Consider the following 22982-nt stretch of genomic DNA (forward strand, 5'->3'; position numbering starts at 1 on the left):
GAATTGTCGGCTAATACCATCCATCTAGAGTGGACTTTTCTTGCGCCGTACAGGAGCATAACCTCGACTCGTCTCAATCCGATCGATATGCCTTTCATCCTGTTTCTGTCCGCTTCCTGAAGTAGGTTGGTTTCCCTTATCGGGTTTGACCGCAAATAAGGTGAGCAATGCCCCCACAGCTCCAGATGCGGCGAGCACACCAAAAAGCCAAAAATGTTGTGTGCCAATCAACAGGGACACAACAGGAGGACCAAGCGATACACCGATGAATCGCATGCTGCTGAACAAACCTGTAATTGTACCACGCTGTTTCTTATCCACACCTTCAGTAATAAGAGCATCCAGACATGGTAAGGTTGCTCCTACTCCGGCACTTCCTAATGTGAACAGTCCCAACACAACGTAGATATTATCGAAAATCCCAATAATACCCAGCGAAACGGTTACAAGAACAAGTCCTGCGAATCCGAGCCATTTCATGCGAGGCTTACTCTTTCCAATCCACTTTCCTGCGAAAAAGGAAAAAAGACATAGGGCTGCCAACGGAATCGCAAGTACGAGACCTTTTACGACCCCTTTCATGGCGAACTCGCTCTCCAACGTCTCGGATAGATAATAAAGCACACCAAAAAGAATAAACATGCAAATTCCACCGATTGCAAACAAGGCGTACAACCATCGTCCTTTTTCTTTCAATACGTCCCGAATGGAAGCCACAAATTCCGTAAAGGTGGGTGGCTTTTCTTTTTTCTTGGGAGACTTCACCAGGAAAATAACCAGAATCACCGAGATTAAACACAATACAGGAATAGCCATGAATGGTAAAAACCATAGCCAAACAGCCAGTGCTGCACCCAGAATCGGGCTTAACACTTTACCAAACGTATTCGAGGTTTCAATGATTCCCAGGCTTTTGCTAACCTGATCTTCATCATTGAACATGTCCCCAACCAATGGAATGACAATAGGGAATGCGCCGGCTGCTCCAACCCCCTGCAATAACCTGCCCCCCAAAATGGTCCAGTAAGCTACATTTCCATCCAGAATCCATGCACCCACTCCAGCTACAGCACCCCCGACGGCTGCAATAATGAGGCTGGGAATAATGACTGCTTTTCTGCCAAAACGATCAGACAAATACCCTGCGAGTGGAATAAGCAGGATGGCAACTACAGCGTAGACTGTAATAAGCATACTGACCTTGAATGCAGATACCTTCAATTCGCGTTCAATCTGTGGCAAGATCGGTATAAGCATGGAGTTACCCAAGGTCATAATTAAAGGGATGGAAGCAAGTGCGACGAGGTCCCACTTTTTATCATTCATACCACAACCACCTTTACAGGTTCTACACACAACAGCATTATTGTGGTTGTTTTCGAGCGTGATTATTCAGACGCATGGAATGTATCACTAGTCAGCACGAAGAAGCTGTCGTCACGTATTCGCGCAAGACAGCTTCTTCGATTCATTGGGCACAACTACATCAACATAAAATGTCGTAAAGCCGCTCCACCTTTGAAAATAATATACAGCTCATTCACCTTATTTGGCGCCTCAAGAGGACACTGGACAGTAGTCCACCGAATATCCTTCCCATTCACACTGCCTCCAGGTCCGGATACTTCACACACACCGAGTAGATCGCCCTCCGGTCCTCCGGAACGAATCTCCAGTCTGCCCTCTTCTCCAAAGGCCGCCACTCTGGCTTGGAATCCTTGCAGTCTCTGAGCAGCATTATGGTTGAAAGAGATCCAGGACGATTGATTCTCTTGATATAAGGGTTCATCCCGAGTAATTGCCCTTACTGCCGAACGCCCTTCCAGACATTCATCCAACAGAACACCTGCACTGGCATCGTAATTCTCGGCAAAGGTAAGCAAGTGCAGCGGACGATCCGGAATCGTCTCTCCTTCAATCTCAATCACGGCCGACTGGTGGATATCTGCGGAAGAACGCCCTGCCAGAATGGCCCAAGTGGCTGTCTCCAGGCAATATCGATCCCGCGTAACATCCCACAGTGACAGCTTCTGAACAGGAACTTCGAAACGGATTGTAACACTCGTCCCTGCTTTCACATGGATACGCCGGAAAGCAAGCAGTTGCTTCTGAGCGCGTTTCACTCGCGAGGTATGTGCAGCTCCATAGATCTGAACAACTTCATCACTATCGTGTTCACCTTTATTACTTACCTTCACTTCAATCTTCAAATGATCTCGATCGGCCTCTGTAACACGACTTACATGAATCGCTTCGTACTCGAACTCCGAATAGGTTAGACCATGACCAAATGCATATTGAACCGGCCCTTCATGATACATATAGGTCATGCCACGCTGGATGATGTCATAGTCCATCATGTCAGGAAGCTGGGATTCATCTTCATACCACGTCATATTCAACCTGCCTGCCGGGGCATAATAACCTAACAGCACATCCGCCAGTGCATTCCCCAATTCCTGACCTGCATGTGTCATATAAACGATGGCCGGGGCAATCTCTTTCAACTCCTGCAAGGCAAATGGATAACTGCCCATAATGACAACCACCGTATTAGGATTGACCTTGCACACAGCCTTGACAAGCTCAACCTGATTCGGCGGAAGCAGAAGACTTGGGCGATCAATTTCTTCTTTGCCGTTGATATATGGGCTATTGCCGACTACAACGACAGATGCCTGACTGCTGCGTGCAGCTTCTACGGCTTGTTCTATTCCACGCGTCACCATATCAATATCGAAGGCTACAGATTTTGGTGTGTTGCTTGGTGATGGACTTGGACGTCCAGAGTCACCCATATCACTCGGAGTTGTACCCGTAGCTTGTTCTCCTTTTGGCGGGAGTGGTGATAAAGCAGAATGCCCCTCATATTTGCTCAGTCCAACGGGAATACCGTTCCACGTCCGCAAGGTGGTACTCCCTTCCGTTTGAAGATCCATTCGAATAACTTCCTTCACGAACCAGCCACCAATCTCCGGGGCATTCGCCTGATAGATCCCATGCTCGGTTAAACTTACGTATCGATTGTTCATACTTCTCAGCGTGTGACTTCCCCAGCCCCAATCCTGATGTACGAACTCAGCTGAAAGTGCACTGCCCTCCGGTACAGCGAAAAGTGTACCTTCCTTACCCAGGGTTATAACCTGCCCGTCTGCTGTCTTCAGCCGTATATGGTCGTTCCCATCGGCATATGTTATATCAGCTTGGGGTAGCCGATTACGCAATCCATCGAGGACAGATACGCGATAAGGCAGTGTGCCACTATACCAATCGGTATAGACAACGTCCGCAAGCGGTCCAATGATACTTATCTTCTGCAACGCTTCTGGCTGTAAGGGGAGCAAGCCATCATTTTTAAGCAAAACAATCGATTCGGCAGCAGCACGATAACTAAGTTTCGCATGCTCTGGTGCACATAATACAGATTCAGGTATAGACGCATATGGATTGAGCCCAGACTGGTCCAGTTGTCCAAGTCGCATCCGAACACCGAAGATGTTGCGAATCGCTCGGTCCAAATCGGCTACCTTTAACAGATCCTGATCAAGAGCCTCCTCCAGTGCAGATACGACAAGATCCACTTCATCCGTAAGACAATCCACCCCTGCCTTCAACGCACCCGCTGCTGATTCGGCATGACTGGTGTGATAACCATGATAGTTCACCGTCTGTGACAGGTCTCCACCATCACATACAATAAACCCAGGCATAGACCATTCACCTTTAACCACATCATTCACATATGGACTTTCGATGGCAGGTGTACCATTAATGGAATTATAGGCTGTCATCATGGACAAGGCTCCGCCTTCCACAAATGGCGTTTCAAATGCTTTTAAATAGTATTCACGCAGATTGCGCGGATCGATACTGGATGAACAATTCAGACGATCTTTCTCATTATTATTGGCAAAAAAGTGCTTCAATGTCGCAACCATTTTCAGATAAAAAGGATCATTTCCCTGCATGCCTTTAACAAGGGCTGCCGACATTTCTCCCGTGAGGACCGGGTCTTCGCCATATCCCTCTTCCGTTCTGCCCCAGCGTGGATCACGTTCCAGGTCAACCGTCGGTGCCCACAATGTCAACCCATGAACCTCAGGATCACGGTGATGGTATGCCCTCGCTTCATCGCCAATAACGGAACCAATCTCCTGCATAAGTCTCGTATTCCAGGTACTCGATAGACCGAGAGGTTGCGGAAATACCGTCGCCTCCCCTTTCCATGCAACCCCGTGGGCGGCTTCACCACCTACGTTGTAGGCTGGAATACCCAGCCTTGGCACAGCTGCTTCACGCGTAGGAATTAGTCGGATTTTCTCCTCCGTTGTCAATCGTGCAATCAGGTCATCCAACCGTTCCTCAAGTGAAAGTGACGCGTCCCACATCGGGTACTGATGATATTCCTTCATCCTTCATTCCTCCTACGAGTTAGTTGTATTCCAGTTGCTTCCATTGCTCCAATAAATCCAGAGTACGCTGTTGATACTTCTGTCCATCTTCGGGTTGATTGACCTGATGTTCATGGACATACGCATTAAAATAAGAAGAAAGTATTCGGTAGGCAAGCCTGCGTGCCTGTCCTTCAACGGATGAGTCCAGAGGACGATCATATCCTTCATGGAAAGCCACCGACTGTGTCGACAACAGGGCTTCAAACTCTCTGTCAGCAAACATGGATCGGTCCCCGTCAATGATTGCCGCAACGCTTAGCTCACCTTGTTTCTCATGAACAAGTACATTTGCTTCCCAGAGGTCATTATGAACGAGTACCGGACGGGTCACCTGATCAAATAAGTCTTTATTTTTCATGAATATGGCCGCGATCTCTTCCCCTACACCTGGCATATACTTGGCTTGTGTCGCTTTAAGTGCCGTTTCTTCTGCAAATGAGGACAGCACCTCGGACCAATGATCCGAGCCTTTAATCGTCCCATCCCCCTGCGGCCAGCCAAACGATGTACCTTCGATCTGATGCATGATGGCGGTATAAACGCCAAGCTGCTGGTACAATCGTTCTTTATCTGTTTCCGAGATCGATGAATGATCCAGCTGCTTGCTAGGGATAAATTCCATAAACATGTATGTTCTCGGAATGATAGATCCACTGTCATCACAGGCAATAATGTTTGGGGCAGCAATGCCTGCCTTACGATAATATTCATACACGACCGGTTCAGCCGCCATCATCGTACGCTCAAACGAAAAAAGTGGATCACGGACAGACGTATCCGAATGCTCTGCCCTCTCCGGGGCCAAACGTAAAATTACATCCGTATATGATGCATGCTCAAGTTGAATCCGATAGGTTGTATTAAACAGACCCCCTTGCAGGAGACCAAACTCCTTCACTATGGTATCGCTTCCAAAACTTTTCTCCACCAGATGATGCAGCATCTCTGATGATATCGTGCGGTGTAAACCCGAATTCGTTGTACACATTTCATTTGATCTCCTATCTTCGTAGACAAACAGACGGCACCTTTCGGTACCGTCCTTTCGTCTACTATATCATGTTACAGTTGAATTGTAAGTGCAGTTGCGCCTGTTGCTGCTGCAATGACAACACCATTCGCACCAGACACTTGGGAACCGCCCTCAACGCTGGATACACTCTCGATCCCGCGAAGCACGATGTTCCATGGTTTACCTGCGCCCTCAGCACGAACGTCCAGCACTGATCCATTACGCGTAACATTAACTGTCAGTTCCTGTTCAGCTCCTTGGTTCACAACGACAGCTTGAGCCGTTTGACCGTCTGCCAGTTCGAACAAGTGCAAGGACACATCATTCGCAAAGTCATAATCCGGTTTGCTATCTACAGCACCGACAGCGATCAGGCTGTTTGGCTTAACCATCATTGGCAGTGTTTTGAAGTCATGGTTTTCACTGATCCAGCGTCCACCTTGTACTTTAGCTCCAGTCAGATAGTTCGTCCAAGTTCCTTCAGGCAGGTAGTAACGAACATCACCCTCCTTGTTGAAGATCGGAGCCACCAGGATTGAATCACCAAACATATATTGAGTATCCAGGTTGTATGTTGTTGGGTCCTCTGGGAAATCCAGCAGCATAGCGCGCATCATCGGAATACCTCTTACCGTCGACTCCACCGCAGAATTGTACAGATATGGCATCAGGCTGATTTTGAGTTTGGTAAAGTCCCGAACAACGTCCACGGATTCCTCGTCAAACAACCAAGGCACGCGATACGACGTGCTTCCGTGTAGGCGGCTGTGAGAAGATAAAAGTCCGAATTGTACCCAGCGTTTGTATACGTCAGGGCTCGCCGTGCTTTCAAAACCACTGATATCATGGCTCCAGAATCCGAAACCGGAAAGACCCAGCGACAAGCCGCCCCGAAGGGATTCAGCCATGGATTCATACGTAGAAGAGCAGTCTCCGCCCCAGTGAACCGGGAACTGTTGACCGCCTGCTGTTGCAGAGCGTGCAAACAGGGCAGCTTCGTTTTTGCCAATCTTCTCTTCAAGCAATTCAAATACAGCTTTGTTATAGAGCTGTGTATAGTAGTTGTGCATTTTAACCGGATCAGAGCCATCGAAGTACACGACATCTGTCGGGATTCTTTCACCGAAGTCGGTCTTGAAGGAATCCACACCTTGATCAAGCAGGACTTCCAGCTTACTCTTATACCAGTTCACAGCATCCGGATTCGTGAAATCAACCAGAGCCATACCTGCTTGCCACATATCCCATTGCCATACACTGCCATCCGCTGTTTTCACCAGATAACCGTTCTCCATACCTTCATCGAACAAGTAGGATTTTTCTGCAATGTACGGATTGATCCAAGCACAGATTTTAAGACCCTTTTCTTTCAGACGTGCTAGCATGCCTTCCGGATCCGGGAACATCGCTTCATCCCATACGAAATCAGACCATTGGTATTCCTTCATCCAGAAGCAGTCAAAATGGAATACAGAAAGCGGAAGATCACGTTCTGCCATACCATCTACGAAATGGTTAACCGTTGCTTCATCGTAATCTGTTGTGAATGATGTTGTCAGCCACAGACCAAATGTCCATGCCGGTGGAAGCGCTGGTTTACCTGTTAATTTCGTATAATTATCAAGTACATCCTTAGGATTGTCACCGCCGATAATGAAGTACTCCAACGTCTCTCCTTCAACGCTGAACTGTACTTTGGATACGTTCTCGGATGCAATCTCGTACGATACGCGTTCAGGATGATTTACAAATACGCCATATCCTTTATTGGACAAATAGAACGGAATGTTCTTGTAGGACTGCTCACTGCTTGTACCGCCGTCCTCATTCCAGGTATCTACGATTTGGCCATTCTTAACAAACGGCGTAAAGCGCTCACCGAGTCCGTAAACGTATTCACCAATACCGAGATCAAGCTGCTCGCGGAAGTATGCTTCCTTGCTTGGACCTGTAATATAACCTGCCGCTCTTTGACCGCTACCTGTAATCCGTTTTCCTCCATACAGGAAGCTGACGTCCCATCCGTTCGTTTTGTCGATTTGAACTTCCAGGTTGCCGCTTTTCAAAACAGCACCTTGTTCATTTTTTGTGATGTCCACGTTCGCATCTTGCGTGTTAAGCTCAAATACAGGCCCTTTTTTCACTCCACCCTTATGGTGGTTCAAGGTTACACGGATCACGTTAGGCATAGGTGAGCTGTACGTTGCTTTAAGCAAAGTTCCGTTCAATGTGTCGCCTTTGGTGCGAATATATTTAGTTGCCGCATATACGGTCAAAGAATCCCCTTTTTGCACAATATCACGAATGTCAGTCGGGTTTTGAATGTGGTACCCTTCACGAGTCATCCAGAATCCATCAGTAAATTTCATGTTTTCTTTCCCCCTTCGGTTATACTATAATAATATTGATATTAATAATGAATTTCTTCTGATATTTTGACCAAATATATCACGATTTTGATATTAACCATCCGATTCTTGAACAACAGCACCAAACTATGGAAACGATTACATTAATAATGAAATAAAAGGAGTCGTTGATATGGAACGTGAACGATTACGGGAAGACCGAATACACGGTAATGCCATGTATCCCGTCAGCGTGTACCCGGATATTCAACAATTAAATGGCGACAGCATTCTGGATTGCCACTGGCATGATGAGATGGAGTTCACCATGGTGACCGAAGGCTGCGCCGTTTTTCAGATTGATATGAACACCGTTGAGGTGAAGGCAGGCGAGGCAATCTTTATTAATCGAGGGGAGATCCATGCGGGCTACCTGAAGGGTGAGGTTCCCTGCGTATTCTCTTCCATTGTGTTTAATCCGGAGCTGCTCGGCAGCCGCACCTTCGATACGGTACAGGAGAAATTCATCGGTCCACTGGTACGTAAAACAGTGATTCCCCCTTTTCATATCCAGGCAGATGGGGATTGGGGGCAGGAAATTCTGGATCATCTGAAACGTATATTTGCGGATCATGCTACCAGAACAGAAACGTGCGAAATGTCAACAAAAGCGTACCTGTACCTCATATTTGCCCGAATGTTCGAACACATGAGATCTGCTCCGCTCAAAGGCACCGTGACTACAGGGAGTCACGACAAGATCGAGCGATTGAAATCCGTACTTGGTTATATTCACAAACGGTATCCTGAACCTCTGAAACTAAAAGAACTGGCCGATGAGGCCAATATGAGCGAAGGACACTTCTGCCGTTTCTTCAAACAGATGGTGCAGAAAACCCCTGTTGATTACATTAACTATTACCGTGTTCAACAGGCCTGCGTTCAGCTTGAGAATACGGATCACAAGATTGTTGATATCGCCATGGATGTGGGTTTTGAGCATCTAAGCTACTTCATCACAACGTTTAAAAAGCATAAATCCACTACGCCTTCACAGTACCGCAAAATGTTCTATGAGAACGTAGCTACAGCGTCCGCCCTAGTCTAGAAAGACCACGCTCTGGGAGAGCGGTCAGACAGCGTACTTGAGCATGAAATCACCCTGTGTCGCTACAATTCAGCAACAAAACAAAAGAAGGTGCTCGCAGCTAACAGGCTGCAAGCACCTTCTTTTTCTACTTCCCTCGAACGAGACAAACGGACTGAGACATGTCGTCTCAATTAAACCCTCATAACCTTCGCTGATACTCACCGTGCATTATGGAGCTTAACAGAGGCTCACTTTTTCAGCGTCTTCCATGAAGTGTATTCATGTACGGAGAACCCATTAAAGGATGCATGTGCTGAAGCCATTTTTTCGACCAAAGTCAATTGTGCTTCCATATAAGCAGATCCCTCTTCATAGAAGGTAATGAAGTCACCTTCCTTGCTTTGCTTCGTTTCCACAGCTATGGAGATCGTCTTGCCGAGCAGAGCCGCTTCCGCAAGCTCATCCTTGGCTACACTATAGATTGCAGCAGCTGTATCGCGGTAAGCCATGATGGTGATGGAATCAAACTTGCGAATCATCCAGTTGCTAACGGCCATTGTTGAACCCGGAATTTTGTAGTTATCCAGCCAGAAAGGCAGATCAGCCGCAACTGGCATCTTCATTCGTGATGCTCTCTCAACAATGTAATCCACATTGCCTTGCCACTGGGTAATTACACTGGCCTGATTGATTTTCCATTGTGGGTGCACATGTGGCTCAATATCCAGATGAATACCAGCAAATTTCTCATTGGACAACGCCTGCGCCTGATATGCCTCGATCCAGTCCAAGAAAGATGCAATCTGCTCCCGACTTTCCGTCAACCCCCAGGCTGATCTTCCATCCATGACGTCAACCGCAATGTTCTTGGCTCTCGCCTGGCGGATAAAACTTTTATACTCAGGAATTTTTATATCCCGGTTCATCTGAAGATAGATCGTATTGATCTTGTTCGCTGTAGCGTAATTTAACACCTCTTGAGGATTACTTCGGATCTGGGTGGTATCCCATACCCAAGTCGCTCTCACTGGCACATCAAGTTCTCCATGAATCGTTGCATAACTGTCGACTGAACCATCCGCAATGACTTTGGAAGAACAGGCTGTACTCGCACACAGGATCAAACAACTCAGTAATAAGATAAAACGGTAACCCCTTTTGCTTTTCATATTTGTACACTCCCTCTGAAGTTATCAGCTCTGACGTGCAAATCTGGATGAAATTGTGTCGTTTCATATTCATTTAATGGATACTTATTAGGTACGACGAATTTGGATTGCTTTTATATGCAATATCATCTTCAAGACTTACGACGAAAGAATCATATAACTATATTTCGGGAATTCACAGTTCTGTATGTATAGTTCTAAAGTCACAATTATCATGAATTTTCTAAATTTCTTCTTCTTTCATCACGACTTGAGTCATTATTTCCATATCAATACCAAGCCCCAGAAGACCTAGAAAGCGTTTTCTCCAGAAAAGCACAAAAAAAACCGCCCTAAAGCGGCTTTGCATGTATTGTAGATTAATGATGCTCTACTCAAAATTTCCGTTTATTCATTACCCACTGGGGCTACCGGTGTACCGTCAACCACTTCATCGAAAAGGGACACCAGTTCAATGCCGTCTGCCGAGATCCGCACAAGCCCCTTGTCAGACAATCGCAGTTCTGGAATCACAACCAGCGCTAACAGCGAAAGCGTCATGAACGCATTATTTAACGTACATCCTGCGGACTGTAAGGCTTCACTGACTGCTGCTGATTGGGCTGCAACCACTTCGAACGATTCGGTTGACATCAAACCTGCAATCCGCAGCGGGAATTCAGTTACACCTGCTGTTGTTACCACAGCTACCCCACCTTGCATGCGAATGACGCGGTTACCGGCTTCAGCCATTAGCGCATCATCATTACCGATAATCAACAGGTTATGACTGTCATGAGCAACTGTCATCGCAATCGCTGCCGGCGATGTGAAGCCGATACCTCCAACCAGCGCTACCGCCCGATTTCCGGTTTGTTTGTGACGCTCCAATACCGCAATTTTGCATACTTCCCCTGAAGTTGAAATCACAACCTTGCCGTTCTGCACCGTGACAGGCAGGTGTTTCTCCTTCGTATCCACATGGTTCTCTGTCACATGAATGATTTTGGCACCAATCGTCCCCTCTGCAATCGGCGCAGCGAGTTCCAGATCCTCTGGTTGAATATTGGCTTCCAACTTCACCGTGTTCAATGCTTCCTCGGGATACGTGAAGCTATCCCAGACCGCCGTCATTTTCCCATTCTCGGCCACAACTTGCCCGGCAGCAATCGTCATGCCCACACGTACATCCGCCAGACGACCGTCCAACAGAATAATATCCGCTATATTGCCCGGAATCACCGCACCGATGTCGCGTGCAACACCGAATCGCTCAGCCGTGTTAATCGTAGCCATCTGGAAAGCCGTGACGGGCTTCACGCCTTGGGAGATCGCTAGACGAACCACAAAGTCCATATGTCCTTCTTTAAGAAGCGACTCAGAGCTTCGATCATCAGTAACCAGCATCATCCGGCGTGTATCCAGTCCAAGCTCGGTGCAGGCTTTGATCGTCTCTGCCACGTCATGCCATGCGGAACCTTGGCGCATCTTCGCATACATCCCGAGACGCAGACGTTCCACCACATCTTCCTTGGTCACACATTCATGATCCCCTGTAACCCCACTTGCCGCGTAAGCTGGCAGACGCCAGTCATCTGCTGCCCACGTAAAATGACCGTCTGCCACTTTGCCAGCACGGAGGGTCGCCTGTATCTCACCGATCATTGTCTCGTCCCCGTAAACGACCCCAGGGAAGTTCATTACTTCCCCAAGGCCAATCATGTCCGGGCCCCACGAAAGGGCTTCAGCGACCTCTTCAGGTCCTATATAAGCCCCCGTCGTCTCCAGTCCGGGGTGAGTTGAAGGCACACAGGAAGCAACCTGCATATAAGCAGCCATCGGTGTGGTCCGCGCTTCATCCAGCATTAGTCTCAGACCTTTGAGTCCGAGTACGTTCGAGATCTCATGCGGGTCAAAGAACCCCCCGGTTGTGCCTGAAGGCAGCACCGCTCTCGCAAATTCGGTTACTTTCATCTGTGTACTTTCGATATGGCAGTGTCCATCGAGCAGACCAGGAGCGATATATTTGCCGTTTGCTTCAATAATCCGGGTGTGTTCGCCGATGGTGTGGCTTACATCTTTACCGACATAAGCGATTCGAGCTCCCTGCACGGCTATCGACATTTCAGGTAAAATTTCACCCGATATCACATTCACCAGCGTACCTCCGCGAATGACCAACGTCGCCGGCAGATCTCCCCGTGCTGTAGCGACCAGGTCCGGTACGCAATCGGCCATAATTGGCCGTTCAAAAGATGGTTTGTTCATGTTCTGCCTCCTTCATTAATAAACGATCCCAAAAAAATATATTGTTTCGATTATATGAGTCCGGACCTCATGTGTAAAGAAAAATCACATCCATTGTGCCTGATTACAAAAGTTGAAGTCATATTTAGCGATGAAACCCAATCCTTTTCGAACTCACGTCAGGAATTATTCAATATATTCACCTTTATCTGGGCCTACACCTATCCTTCCCCTTGGTATGCCGATTATTTCCTGTTATATGTATCATACACAGAAAGACTCCCGTTCCAATGAACGGAAGTCTTCTTATTACCTATAAACAGTGAGTATTAGGTCAATCTACTTGAGCAGCAGACACCTTGCCAAGATCATACCATTCTTCCGACTGGGAGGTAATGAACGGGCTCGGTGTACCCACACAATAGACATGCAGTAGATGCATCGCTCGCGTACAAGCTGTATAGAACAATTTGCGTTCATGCTCCTGTGCATACTGCTCTGCAGAACCGTCATAGATTAGAACAGCGTCAAATTCTACGCCTTTGGCCAGATAAGCTGGAATGACATGAACACCCTGCTCAAAAGCCAGTGTCGTTTTCTTGATTAACTTCGGTGCTGTTGGCAGTTGCTTGCTCAATGCAGCGTGTACTTCTTTGCTCTCTTCCGCAGTCTTGCAGATGACTGCAACCGATTCATACCCCTCTTTAATCAAATGCTTGAGGTCGGTCGTAATGACGTTCATATGACGCTCTGAATCAGAAGAAACGATAACCTTCGGCTTCTCGCCACTACGATTAAATGGAATGATCTCTTCCCCACCAGGTACCATGCCGCGGGTAAACTCCACGATCTCCCGGGTAGATCGATAGCTCCTGGTCAACTCAATGACTTCCGTATTGTCTGGTCCGTACAGGTTAGTTAATGGTCCTGTTCCACTAAGCACTGAAGAGTGGGCATAGATTGCCTGGTTAAAGTCACCGAGTGCTGTGATCTTCGCCCGTGGGAACAATCTTTTCATAAAGGCCAGCTGAAACGCGGAATAGTCCTGGGCCTCATCAATAATGACATGACGAATATTGGAGTTAATATGGAATCCAAGCATAAGCTCGCGCAGGTACAAGTATGGCGTAATGTCTTCATATGCCAACTCCTGAAGCTTCAATCTGCGTAAAGTCATCTTACAGATTTCTTCCCATTGGACAGGCAGCGCTTCTTCACCCAGCAGTCGCACCATCTGAGCCTGATCGTTGAACAGATGCGCATATAATTGGCGTATATCGACAAATCGCAATGACTTGATCCATTTTCGCAGCGGTTTGAGTCGGTCACTGACCACCATACGTGCCAGAATTTCTCTTTCCTGCTCAAAGTCATTAAACGTATGGGTCTTTCCTTTTTGCTTGCGCTTCAGGCGCTGATAGGCACGTTGCAGATCCTCCGGCTCCATCAGATCAAGCTGCTGATCGACCCAAGGCGCATCCAGTTCACCTTTACCAAAGGCAGACAGTTCTTTCAGCATCCAGTCCCGCAGCATCTCCAGTCGACTCACCAGCTTGACAGATGACTCAAAACTGTAGAACTTCTCAGCCATAGCCTCTGACGTGACAATCGCTCGGCCTTGGAAGCGAACCGGTTTGAACTTCATACCACCTGACAGCATGCTTTCCTTATAACGCGTAATGACCCCCAGGAAAGATTCGGACGACTTGAATCGTATGCTGGACATGCGAACATCGTAATCAGGATCTTCCGTGCCCGTTAACACATATTCGAGCTGAATGAACGGATCTTCCAGTTGATATTCCCGACCCAAACGGCGTTCCAGATACTCCTGGAAGGTCGTTTGCAACATGTTTTCCTCCCCAAGCTCAGGCAGTACCGTGGAGACATAACTGTTGAACATTGGATTCGGCGAAAAAAGAACCATCTGATCCGCTTGCAGATGCTCGCGGTATTTATAAAGAAGATACGCCACACGCTGGAGCGCTGCGGATGTTTTGCCACTGCCTGCTGCACCTTGCACAATGAGCATGCGTGTCCGGTCATTGCGAATAATCCGATTCTGCTCCTTCTGAATGGTCGCTACAATACTCTTCATCTGTGCATCTGAAGTTCGACTGAGTACAGCCTGCAACAGCTCATCGCCAATCGTTACCCCTGTGTCGAACATGAAGCGGATACGTCCATCCCGAATGACGAACTGCCGCTTCATCTCTATATCACCGCTGATCTCCCCGCTTGGTGTATAGTACGTAATCGGTCCCGGTGCCCCGTCATAATACAGGTTGGAGATTGGTGCACGCCAGTCGTAGACCAGGAAGGATTCTTCTTTCTCATCCAACAACGATGCAATGCCCAGATAAATGCGTTCTGCATTGGGATATCCATCTTCTTTGAAGTCAATCCGGCCAAAGTACGGTGAATGATGCAGTCGTTTCATTTTGTCCAACGCAGCCGCTGTATTCAGATGGCTGCGCTCCCGATCGGACAGTACCTGTGACTGCTGCCTCATGCTGGTTGAAGTCTCCCCGACATCATCTGCTTCACTGAAGTTCATCGTGACTTCGTCCCAGAAGTCTTTTCTCATCCCGACCACTTCGTCACGGAAGGAACCAACTTCATCTTCCAGCGTTGTGATCTTGCGTTCAATCTGATCGGTCACGGTGTTGACCCGCTGTTGTTCTTCATTCCATTGCTGATCTGTACTCATATGTTAATAGCCCCTCTTTCCCCGGATTGTGTCCTCAAAATCCCATTTGACAAGCCCGAAAAGGCAATGGTATAATTATTAGAAAGTAAACATTTTAATTTTATGTTAATTAGTTCTAATTTTCTGAAAACCATTTTTTATTCTACCAGTGACAGCGTCCCGATGCAAGCGGAGGCGTTTTTTGTTGTTTTCTCCTTCATTATTATTACCCAATCACTGGGTCCTCAACGGATTAAGCTACCAATGCCTACTTTCGTAATTCTTCAATCGTCTCTTTCCAGCGTGTTATCGCTCCAAGTTCATCTTTTAATTGAAAGGTTATTCCTGAAGTAATCTCCGCATACGGCGCGTGATCCACACGTACATGAAGTACTTGAGCTTCAAAGCGATCTCTCGGATGAATGGCCTCTTTCATCTCAGGCAGGAGTTTTACTTCTATACGGATATGCAACAATCGTTGTCCTTGAACCGCAATCAAGGTAGCCTTGCCTGTTTTGCTCATGTTCATACTGGTCTGAGTACCCTGCCATAGTGCCAGTCTAAGCTGATGCGGATTGATCGCAATCACTTCCCCCATACTAATCATCGCCTGATGCGGCCACTGATCCTCAGATACGCTCAGCAGTTGCAATGCTTCATGCTGTTTATGCTCCAGATTAGTCCCATTCAACCATTCCATTAATTCAGCATCCAATTGCTCTATGATCATATCTCTATCCCTCAGTTCGTAAAATTTCATTCAACATTTCTTCATGCCATTCAGCCGTATGTATGACAAAACAACCCGGACACGGTTGTCCGGGCTATGTTGTCATTCCATTGTATATGATCACGAAGCAGGTGCGCAATTCGTTATTAAGGCCACTTAAGCCAGTTCAAGATTTTGTCCTGTGATTCTTTGTCTTCACTGGAGCTGTGCACATGTTCGGCAAGTCGATTCAGACGTTCCAGCTGATATCCGTAATCATAGATCGCAGCAGCCACGATGGATAATCGTAACATTCCGTCCTTGTCGATATCAAACTCGGTAATCGCCTGCTCCATGAAACGATCGTTATCTAATATAAATTGTGCAGCCTCTTCCCCATTTGGTTTCAGTTTATCCTCGAACTTGAGCAGTGCATGCTCATGGAATTTGATAACCAGTTCCAGATGGGAGTCAAAAAACAGGTCCATGGCTGGTGTCCGCGGTGCCTGGAAATAATGGCGTTCCACCGAATCCAGCACCTCGTACCCTTTTTGCAGACTAAGCAGCATCTGTTTGTATACAACCATCTGCCGGGTTTCGCTGAATTTCGAGCGCTTCATCTTCTTCTGTTCCTCTTCAAACAAGTTATACTTATCGGACAGAGATTTAATGGAGCCACCCAGATTATTTTTCTCCTCCCGGAATACAACTTCCTTAATCTCATCTGAGATAGAAGTTCGCAATAGTAGCGACATCCCGCTGAAAACACTCTGAATTTGCTTAACGAACTGAAGCTTTGGTTTGGGAGGGAATACCGTGATGTTAATGAGAAATGCTGATACAATACCTACCAATGTCAGCAGAAACCGATTAAGTGCAAAGTGCCAGTCACCCGAAGCTTCCATAATCGATACGACCGTGACCAGTGTCAGTCCAACCGTCTCACCCATATTCAATTTAAGACAGATCATGATGACAAGTACAATAATTAATCCAACAGCGATTGGCTCATTGGACAACACCATGCCTCCCAACAGGGCCACAATGGCTCCGAGTGTCGTCGTTTGCAGCTGATCCAGGAAGTATTTCCAGGAACGATAGATGGAAGGCTGCATGGCAAATATAGCCGCGATTGCGGCAGGCACGGGAGATTGCGGGTTCAAGAACAGGCTGCTAAGATACAAGGCAAGCGTGACCGCTATCCCCGTCTTAAGTACACGTGCACCAAATGACATGGTCACCCCTCCTCTTTACCGAACCTGAATTTTTACATTTGATAATCATGTTCATTATTACCCCATATTTCTTTTTTTGCCTGAATTCATTCAGGAGAACGATTTATTGTACCATGGAAGATCTTCCGTTGCCATGTCATAAGTCAGAAAGCGATCCTTCATAGCGAGAGAGCGCAACAAAAAGCTATGCAAACCTTATTTTATTCCATTTCATAAATCATCAAAAATAGAGTATTGATTCATTTATGTATGTTAATACACATTATTAACCCAAAAAGAAGCAAATCTTCAAAATGGATGTTCGCCACTTCAAAGATTCGCCTCTGTTACTTATCATCATTCTGTGTAATCAGCATGCTGATCATGCCTGCCTGCCTACCGATCCGTACCCTCCCATTCTCTTTTGAACTGCTCCACGAACTGAACCATATATTCATGACGCTGCTCCGCCAGTTCCTTGCCATAGGACGTATTCATCAGATCCTTGAGCTTGAACAGTTTTTCGTAAAAGTGGTTTATCGTTGTGCTGCGCCCATTGCGATACTCCTCACGGGTCATCTGCTCCCGTGGGGGAAGGGACGGATCGTACATCTCGCGCCCTCTCGCTCCTGAAAAGGCAAAGGTACGCGCGATCCCAATCGCACCCAATGCATCCAGACGATCCGCATCTTGTACAACCTGTGCTTCAAGCGAACTGACCGCAGGACGCTGGCCCCCCGCATACGAGATGCTGCTAATAATACCCACAACCGCTTCACGTATATCCGAATCAAGCGGCTGGGTATCCAGCCAGTCATTCAGTTTCGCCATCCCGGCTTCCAAGCTTTCATTCAGCTTCTCATCCGGAACATCATGTAATAAGGCAGCCAGTTCACAGATAAATGGATCTGCCCCCATTCGGTGAGCGAGTTCCACTGCAAGTGCAGTGACCCTTTCGATGTGCGGCCAGTCATGACCATCCGTATGCTTGGATGAGTCCCCTAGAACAAAAGATCGGGCAGCTCGCAGAACAGCCTCACCTTCCGTTGTTCCGTCCACATTTTGCATGTGTCCTGATCCTTGCACGCTCGCACTGGATGGTTGAAGAGGGTTCTCTTGCATCCTACGATTCCCCGCTTTCGCGGGCCTGTTCACGCGGTATACGCCGCGCCACACCTGTCTTAACAGCTGCTTCAATCACGCGATTGCGCATCGATTTGACGACTTTATCATTGAACACACTCGGAATAATGTAATAGCGTGTACGCTCTTCGTCCGTAATGGCCGAAGCAATGGCTTGAGCGGCCGCCAATTTCATTTCTTCATTAATTTCAGTAGCACGGCAATCCAGAACTGCTCTGAACATGCCCGGGAAACATAACACGTTGTTGATCTGATTCGGATAATCGGATCGCCCTGTCGCCATAACGGCCACAATGTCTTCCACCAAGGCAGGCATAATCTCAGGTACAGGGTTAGCCATCGCAAAAACGATTGGTTCTTCGGCCATGGTCTGCACGTCTTCACGAGTTAACAGATTGCCTCGTGACAAGCCAATGAACACATCGGCTCCACGAATGACTTCACGCAGCGAACCCGTTTCCAGTTCCGGGTTGGTACGGGCTGCATAGTCACTCCAGACTTCATTCTCATAGGTTTGTGTCCGTACAATCGCACCCTCACGATCAACACCAATAAGTCGACTGGCACCCGCAGACAATAATATGTTGCTGCAAGCTACACCTGCTGCTCCAATACCGCAGACCACGATCTTCACATCACGAATGGACTTGCCTACCAGTTTCAGCGCATTGATCAGACCGGCATACAACACAACCGCTGTACCATGCTGATCATCATGAAATACTGGAATATCAAGTTCCTCGTTCAGACGACGTTCAATTTCGAAACAACGTGGTGATGAAATATCCTCCAGATTTATACCGCCAAAACCAGGTGATATCGCTTTCACAGTACGAATGATTTCCTCGGTATCCTGTGTGTCCAGACAGATGGGGAAGGCGTCCACGCCTGCAAACTGTTTGAATAACATCGCTTTACCTTCCATGACCGGCATCGCTGCACGGGGACCAATGTTGCCCAGTCCAAGCACCGCACTGCCATCGGATACCACGGCTACTGTGTTCCGCTTGATTGTCAGCGAGAATGCTTTCCCCGGTTCTTCCACAATCGCTGAACATACCCGGGCTACATCCGGAGTGTACACACGCGACAGGTCTTCCCGATTCTGAATCGGGGTCTTTGGGGTCACTTCGATCTTGCCGCCCAAATGCAGCAGGAACGTGCGATCCGATACGTTAATGATGGATACACCTTTGAGTTGGCGCACACCTTCTATAATTTTGCTGTTATCCTGTGCATCTGTTACCGCGACGGTCAAGTCGCGCACACTGACATCCTGATTGGTCGAAATGACGTCAATGGCAATGATGTCTCCACCAGCTTCCGAGATGGCCGAAGCCACTTCGCCAAACTTGATATCTTTTGTTGTCATTTCCAGCCGAATAATAATGCTGTTGCCGTCCAGATTTCTCTGATTCATTCCAATTCCTCCCAGACTGTAAGTCTTGAGTTACAAGTTACCTGTTTGTCTTCGCTGCGCGGACACGTTTATCCTTTATCTTGTCCAGAAAAAGTCGTTCTACAGCAATTACATAAAATAAAAAAGACACCCCGAACACCTTTAACAGGCGCTCAGGGCGATCTTTTGGTTAATACTAATTCCGTTTATTCGTAACGTATAGAATGGATATTATTTCCGATCAACTGCTCTACGCAGAACACGAATGTCATATGGTTGCAAGCTGAGACTGGCTTCCACAGCATCACCACTGAGCAGATCCGTATAGGACTGTGCATCTAATTCAACCAACTTCTCATCTGGTGTGTAGTTCTGTACAAACACATAATCAGCCGTACCATCTGTACGCGTATGTGCCGTGGTTCCCGCAGGCAGCTCTGTCTCAAGTCCACGTTCAATGTTCAGGTCAGCAATTAGCTGAGCATAGAAATCATCATAGAATGGTGCTTTCAGACGTGTCGCCACGTAATATGCTTTTCCTGATCCCAGTTGATTAACTGTCAATGCCGGACGTCCGGCATAAAAGTCGGAACGGTACGTAGCCAGAGACTTCGCGCCTTCCAGATGGATCAGATCACACAGTTCAATGGCATCATACGTTGTATTGAGCTGAAGCTCATTGCCCTTCTCAGGAATGATTCCGTTCAGGTCACGATCATGTAATCCGTCAATTTCCTCGGACCAGATGCCAAGCGTCTTGCGCAGTGGGCCCGGGAATCCACCCAGGAAGCACAGATCATTTTCGTCGACAATTCCAGACCAGTAGGTCGCTACAAACGTACCGCCTTGCTCCACAAACTTCTCGATGCGTTCGCCGACACCTTCACGCACCAGATAAAGCATTGGAGCGATCAGCAACTTGTACTTGGACAGATCTGCATCCATATCGATGACGTCTACAGCAACTCCCTTTTTCCAAAATGCTTCGTAATGCTCTTCCACCGTCTGCTCATACTTCACACCGATATTGCGTGGACCTTGGGAATCATTAACGGCCCAGCGGTTTTCCCAATCGAATATGATCGCAACTTCTGCTGGAACCGCTGTTCCTACAATAGCTTCCATGCCTTCAAGAGCCGTACCTACGTCCGTCACATCCTGGAACACGCGAGTGTGTTCCGTCCCAACATGGTCTACTACTGCGCCATGGAGCTTCTCACTGGACCCCCGGCTCTTTCTCCACTGGAAGTACTGTACACTATCTGAACCGTGTGCTACAGCCTGGAGAGAAGAGAGCAGATGCATGCCAGGTTTTTTCAGCTTGCTAACCTCTTGCCAGTTGGTTGAACTTGGCGTGCTTTCCATCAGCAGAAACGGTTGCCCACCTTTGATGGAACGAACGATGTCATGCATCATTGCGATCCGGGATGCCTGTTTTGCATCATCATCGGCATCATGCCAAGTCGGATAACTGTCCCAAGACAGGAAATCCAGGATATCAGCGAACTTCCAGTAGTTCAGACCACCATAGAATTCCATCAGGTTCGTTGTCACTGGCAGATCTGGATTCTGAGCTTTCAACGGTTTCGTTTCGTGCACGATAAAATCAGCTGTCTGATCCGTAACGAAACGACGCCAATCCAGATTCATTGCATGTACTTGTGTCTCACCGTGTGGAGCTGGCGACTCGACTTGACTCCAGTCTGTAACCGTGTGACTCCAGAATGTGGTCCACCACGAATGATTCAGTTCATCGAGTGTCTTATACTTTTTCTGAACCCAGCCACGGAACGCTTCCTGACAGTAATCACAATGACAGTCTCCACCGAACTCGTTGGAGATATGCCAGCCGATGATAGCTGGATGAACCGAATAACGTTCTGCCAGTTTCGTATTGATCGCAGTAACCTTCTCACGGTATACCGGGGAAGTATAACAATGATTATGACGGAAACCGTGGAGATTACGGACACGTTTCTCAGAGACACGGAGTACTTCTGGGTACTTGGCAGACATCCATGCTGGTCTCGCACCACTTGGTGTAGCCAGGAATGCATAGATGCCATTAGCTGCAAAACGATCCAACACCTGATCCAGCCATTCGAATGTATATACGCCTTCTTCCGGCTCAAGCGATACCCAAGAGAAGATACCAATGGACATCACGTTACACTTGGCAAGCTTCATCAAGCGAATATCCTCTTCCAAGATTTCAGGATAGCGGAGCCACTGCTCCGGGTTATAATCTGCGCCATGCAACATGTGCGGGGCTTTGGAACTTACAGGTGGATATTTGTATGTCATAAGGACAACTCCCTTGCTTTTGAATTACAATTTTAATTTGATACAACAATATTCACGGCTTATATGACCTGGTATCATCTGGCATTCTTTATGTCTTACGTCAGATGCAACTTGCGAACTTGTGAGTTATTACACATATGTCTCTGCATCTGATTCTTCTACAGCAGCGAGCGCTGTAAACGATTCCAACTTACGACCTTTAAAATCAAACATCGTGAGGTTACCCCAGTTATTCGGATGTCCCACAGACCATTCTTCCTTACTTGGTATCCAGGCAGGTTCCCAATAATAGAATCCATGACCCAAACCACCAGGAACATCACGGATAATCTGCAACAGATCCTTCAGATAGTTGGTCTGTCCCTCTACACTTGCAGGGTATCCTGGCAACAACAATTCTTCCTGATTCAAAATCCATTCCATACCTTCCGGCTGTTCCAGCGTCCACGGATAAGCGGTTTCAACCACATTGATGGGTTTGCCATAACGCTCAGCCAGATCATGCAGATTGTCACGTAAGGCATCGAGTGTGCCATGCCACCAAGGATAATACGAGAGCCCAATGATATCGAACTCCACACCCAGTGCTTCAAAGCGATCGTAAAACTTGCGGCTCTCGGCGTTATCTCCACCACGATCAATATGTATCATAATCTGAATATCCGCGTCAACGGATTTGACCGCAGCAACTCCGTACTTCACAAGACCTGCAAAACGCTCCCACTGTTCATCCGTGTCATGTTCTTCTCCACCGACACGTCCTTCATTCCATAACATGCCTGGTGTAATCTCGTTTCCGACCTGCACCATGTCTGGAAGAGCATCATGTTCCTTCAACGTTCTCAGAACATCGGCAGTATACGTACAAACCGCACGTTGAAGTTCCTCATAGGAGAGATTCTCCCACGCCTTTGGTTTCCACTGATTGGCTGGATCGGCCCACCGATCAGAATAATGGAAATCAAGCAAAAACTGCAGACCCTGTTCCTTGATCCGTTTGGCTACCGCCACCGTCCGCTCCAGATTGCAGAACCCACCTACAGGATCATTCCAGATCCGCAGCCGAATCGCGTTAGCATCATTGAGCTTCAGGATGGACAGCAAGTCTTGATCCTTGCTGTCCACATCGCTGTATGTCCCACCATGTTGTTCGATCTCATCCATAAATGATACATCCATTCCCAGAACGAATGTCTTTTCTCCCAAGTTACTCACTGTATCAGCC

At 47.5% G+C, this 22982-nt stretch carries 14 protein-coding genes; 1 reads left to right on the forward strand and 13 read right to left on the reverse strand.

The features are described from left to right. Window positions 1-24: 24 nt before the first annotated feature. The 4 genes from FS628_RS03880 to yicI all read right to left on the reverse strand — a co-directional run bounded on the left by FS628_RS03880 (window position 25) and on the right by yicI (window position 7835). Window positions 25-1326: an MFS transporter gene (locus tag FS628_RS03880; protein WP_145319127.1), complete on the reverse strand. Its 1302-nt coding sequence runs from the start codon at window positions 1324-1326 to the stop codon at window positions 25-27. Between the two features lie 155 nt (window positions 1327-1481). Then, window positions 1482-4412, reverse strand: a complete 2931-nt coding sequence (locus FS628_RS03885; RefSeq protein WP_260870920.1) for a glycoside hydrolase family 3 C-terminal domain-containing protein — start codon at window positions 4410-4412, stop codon at window positions 1482-1484. Window positions 4413-4431: 19 nt separating this feature from the next. Continuing rightward, window positions 4432-5442, reverse strand: a complete 1011-nt coding sequence (locus FS628_RS03890; protein ID WP_145319130.1) for a phosphotransferase family protein — start codon at window positions 5440-5442, stop codon at window positions 4432-4434. 74 nt (window positions 5443-5516) lie between these two features. Beyond that, the gene (gene yicI, locus FS628_RS03895) at window positions 5517-7835 is read right to left on the reverse strand and encodes an alpha-xylosidase (protein ID WP_145319133.1); all 2319 of its coding nucleotides are present in this window, start codon (window positions 7833-7835) and stop codon (window positions 5517-5519) included. A gap of 172 nt (window positions 7836-8007) precedes the next feature. Here yicI and FS628_RS03900 point away from each other — a divergent pair, with 172 nt between their 5' ends. Then, window positions 8008-8922, forward strand: coding sequence for an AraC family transcriptional regulator (locus tag FS628_RS03900; protein ID WP_145319136.1), 915 nt, complete (start codon window positions 8008-8010; stop codon window positions 8920-8922). 230 nt (window positions 8923-9152) lie between these two features. Here the strand turns inward: FS628_RS03900 and FS628_RS03905 are convergent, their stop codons facing one another. The 9 genes from FS628_RS03905 to FS628_RS03945 form a co-directional block, all read right to left on the reverse strand. Then, window positions 9153-10073: a hypothetical protein gene (locus tag FS628_RS03905; protein ID WP_145319139.1), complete on the reverse strand. Its 921-nt coding sequence runs from the start codon at window positions 10071-10073 to the stop codon at window positions 9153-9155. A gap of 387 nt (window positions 10074-10460) precedes the next feature. Further along, window positions 10461-12320 (reverse strand): adenine deaminase, encoded by a 1860-nt coding sequence (locus FS628_RS03910; protein WP_145319142.1) that lies wholly within the window; start codon window positions 12318-12320, stop codon window positions 10461-10463. A 313-nt stretch (window positions 12321-12633) separates the two neighbouring features. After that, entirely contained in the window at window positions 12634-15009 is a 2376-nt protein-coding gene (gene helD, locus FS628_RS03915; RefSeq protein WP_145319145.1) for an RNA polymerase recycling motor HelD, read from the reverse strand. A gap of 247 nt (window positions 15010-15256) precedes the next feature. After that, the gene (locus FS628_RS03920) at window positions 15257-15748 is read right to left on the reverse strand and encodes a pyridoxamine 5'-phosphate oxidase family protein (RefSeq protein WP_260870921.1); all 492 of its coding nucleotides are present in this window, start codon (window positions 15746-15748) and stop codon (window positions 15257-15259) included. Window positions 15749-15864: 116 nt separating this feature from the next. After that, window positions 15865-16932 carry an FUSC family protein gene (locus FS628_RS03925; RefSeq protein WP_145319150.1) on the reverse strand — a complete coding sequence of 356 codons (1068 nt, stop codon included), beginning with the start codon at window positions 16930-16932 and terminating at the stop codon, window positions 15865-15867. A gap of 375 nt (window positions 16933-17307) precedes the next feature. Then, window positions 17308-17979, reverse strand: a complete 672-nt coding sequence (locus tag FS628_RS03930; protein ID WP_440131262.1) for an HD domain-containing protein — start codon at window positions 17977-17979, stop codon at window positions 17308-17310. 55 nt (window positions 17980-18034) lie between these two features. After that, entirely contained in the window at window positions 18035-19474 is a 1440-nt protein-coding gene (locus tag FS628_RS03935; protein ID WP_145319156.1) for an NAD-dependent malic enzyme, read from the reverse strand. 210 nt (window positions 19475-19684) lie between these two features. Continuing rightward, the gene (locus tag FS628_RS03940; RefSeq protein WP_145319159.1) at window positions 19685-21757 is read right to left on the reverse strand and encodes a beta-galactosidase; all 2073 of its coding nucleotides are present in this window, start codon (window positions 21755-21757) and stop codon (window positions 19685-19687) included. A 129-nt stretch (window positions 21758-21886) separates the two neighbouring features. Further along, window positions 21887-22972, reverse strand: coding sequence for a glycoside hydrolase family 53 protein (locus tag FS628_RS03945; protein ID WP_145319162.1), 1086 nt, complete (start codon window positions 22970-22972; stop codon window positions 21887-21889). Between the last annotated feature and the right edge of the window lie 10 nt (window positions 22973-22982).

Source organism: Paenibacillus xylanexedens, assembly GCF_007676705.1.
GTDB lineage: Bacteria > Bacillota > Bacilli > Paenibacillales > Paenibacillaceae > Paenibacillus > Paenibacillus xylanexedens_C.

Excerpts from the sequence above, each read along its gene's own strand:
- FS628_RS03925 (WP_145319150.1), bottom strand. The coding sequence starts at position 16,932 with ATGTCATTTGGTGCACGTGTACTTAAGACGGGGATAGCGGTCACGCTT.
- FS628_RS03920 (WP_260870921.1), bottom strand. The coding sequence starts at position 15,748 with ATGAAATTTTACGAACTGAGGGATAGAGATATGATCATAGAGCAATTG.
- FS628_RS03900 (WP_145319136.1), top strand. The coding sequence starts at position 8,008 with ATGGAACGTGAACGATTACGGGAAGACCGAATACACGGTAATGCCATG.
- FS628_RS03890 (WP_145319130.1), bottom strand. The coding sequence starts at position 5,442 with ATGTGTACAACGAATTCGGGTTTACACCGCACGATATCATCAGAGATG.
- FS628_RS03885 (WP_260870920.1), bottom strand. The coding sequence starts at position 4,412 with ATGAAGGAATATCATCAGTACCCGATGTGGGACGCGTCACTTTCACTT.
- FS628_RS03910 (WP_145319142.1), bottom strand. The coding sequence starts at position 12,320 with ATGAACAAACCATCTTTTGAACGGCCAATTATGGCCGATTGCGTACCG.
- FS628_RS03880 (WP_145319127.1), bottom strand. The coding sequence starts at position 1,326 with ATGAATGATAAAAAGTGGGACCTCGTCGCACTTGCTTCCATCCCTTTA.
- FS628_RS03930 (WP_440131262.1), bottom strand. The coding sequence starts at position 17,979 with ATGCAAAATGTGGACGGAACAACGGAAGGTGAGGCTGTTCTGCGAGCT.
- FS628_RS03940 (WP_145319159.1), bottom strand. The coding sequence starts at position 21,757 with ATGACATACAAATATCCACCTGTAAGTTCCAAAGCCCCGCACATGTTG.
- yicI (WP_145319133.1), bottom strand. The coding sequence starts at position 7,835 with ATGAAATTTACTGATGGATTCTGGATGACTCGTGAAGGGTACCACATT.
- FS628_RS03905 (WP_145319139.1), bottom strand. The coding sequence starts at position 10,073 with ATGAAAAGCAAAAGGGGTTACCGTTTTATCTTATTACTGAGTTGTTTG.
- helD (WP_145319145.1), bottom strand. The coding sequence starts at position 15,009 with ATGAGTACAGATCAGCAATGGAATGAAGAACAACAGCGGGTCAACACC.
- FS628_RS03935 (WP_145319156.1), bottom strand. The coding sequence starts at position 19,474 with ATGAATCAGAGAAATCTGGACGGCAACAGCATTATTATTCGGCTGGAA.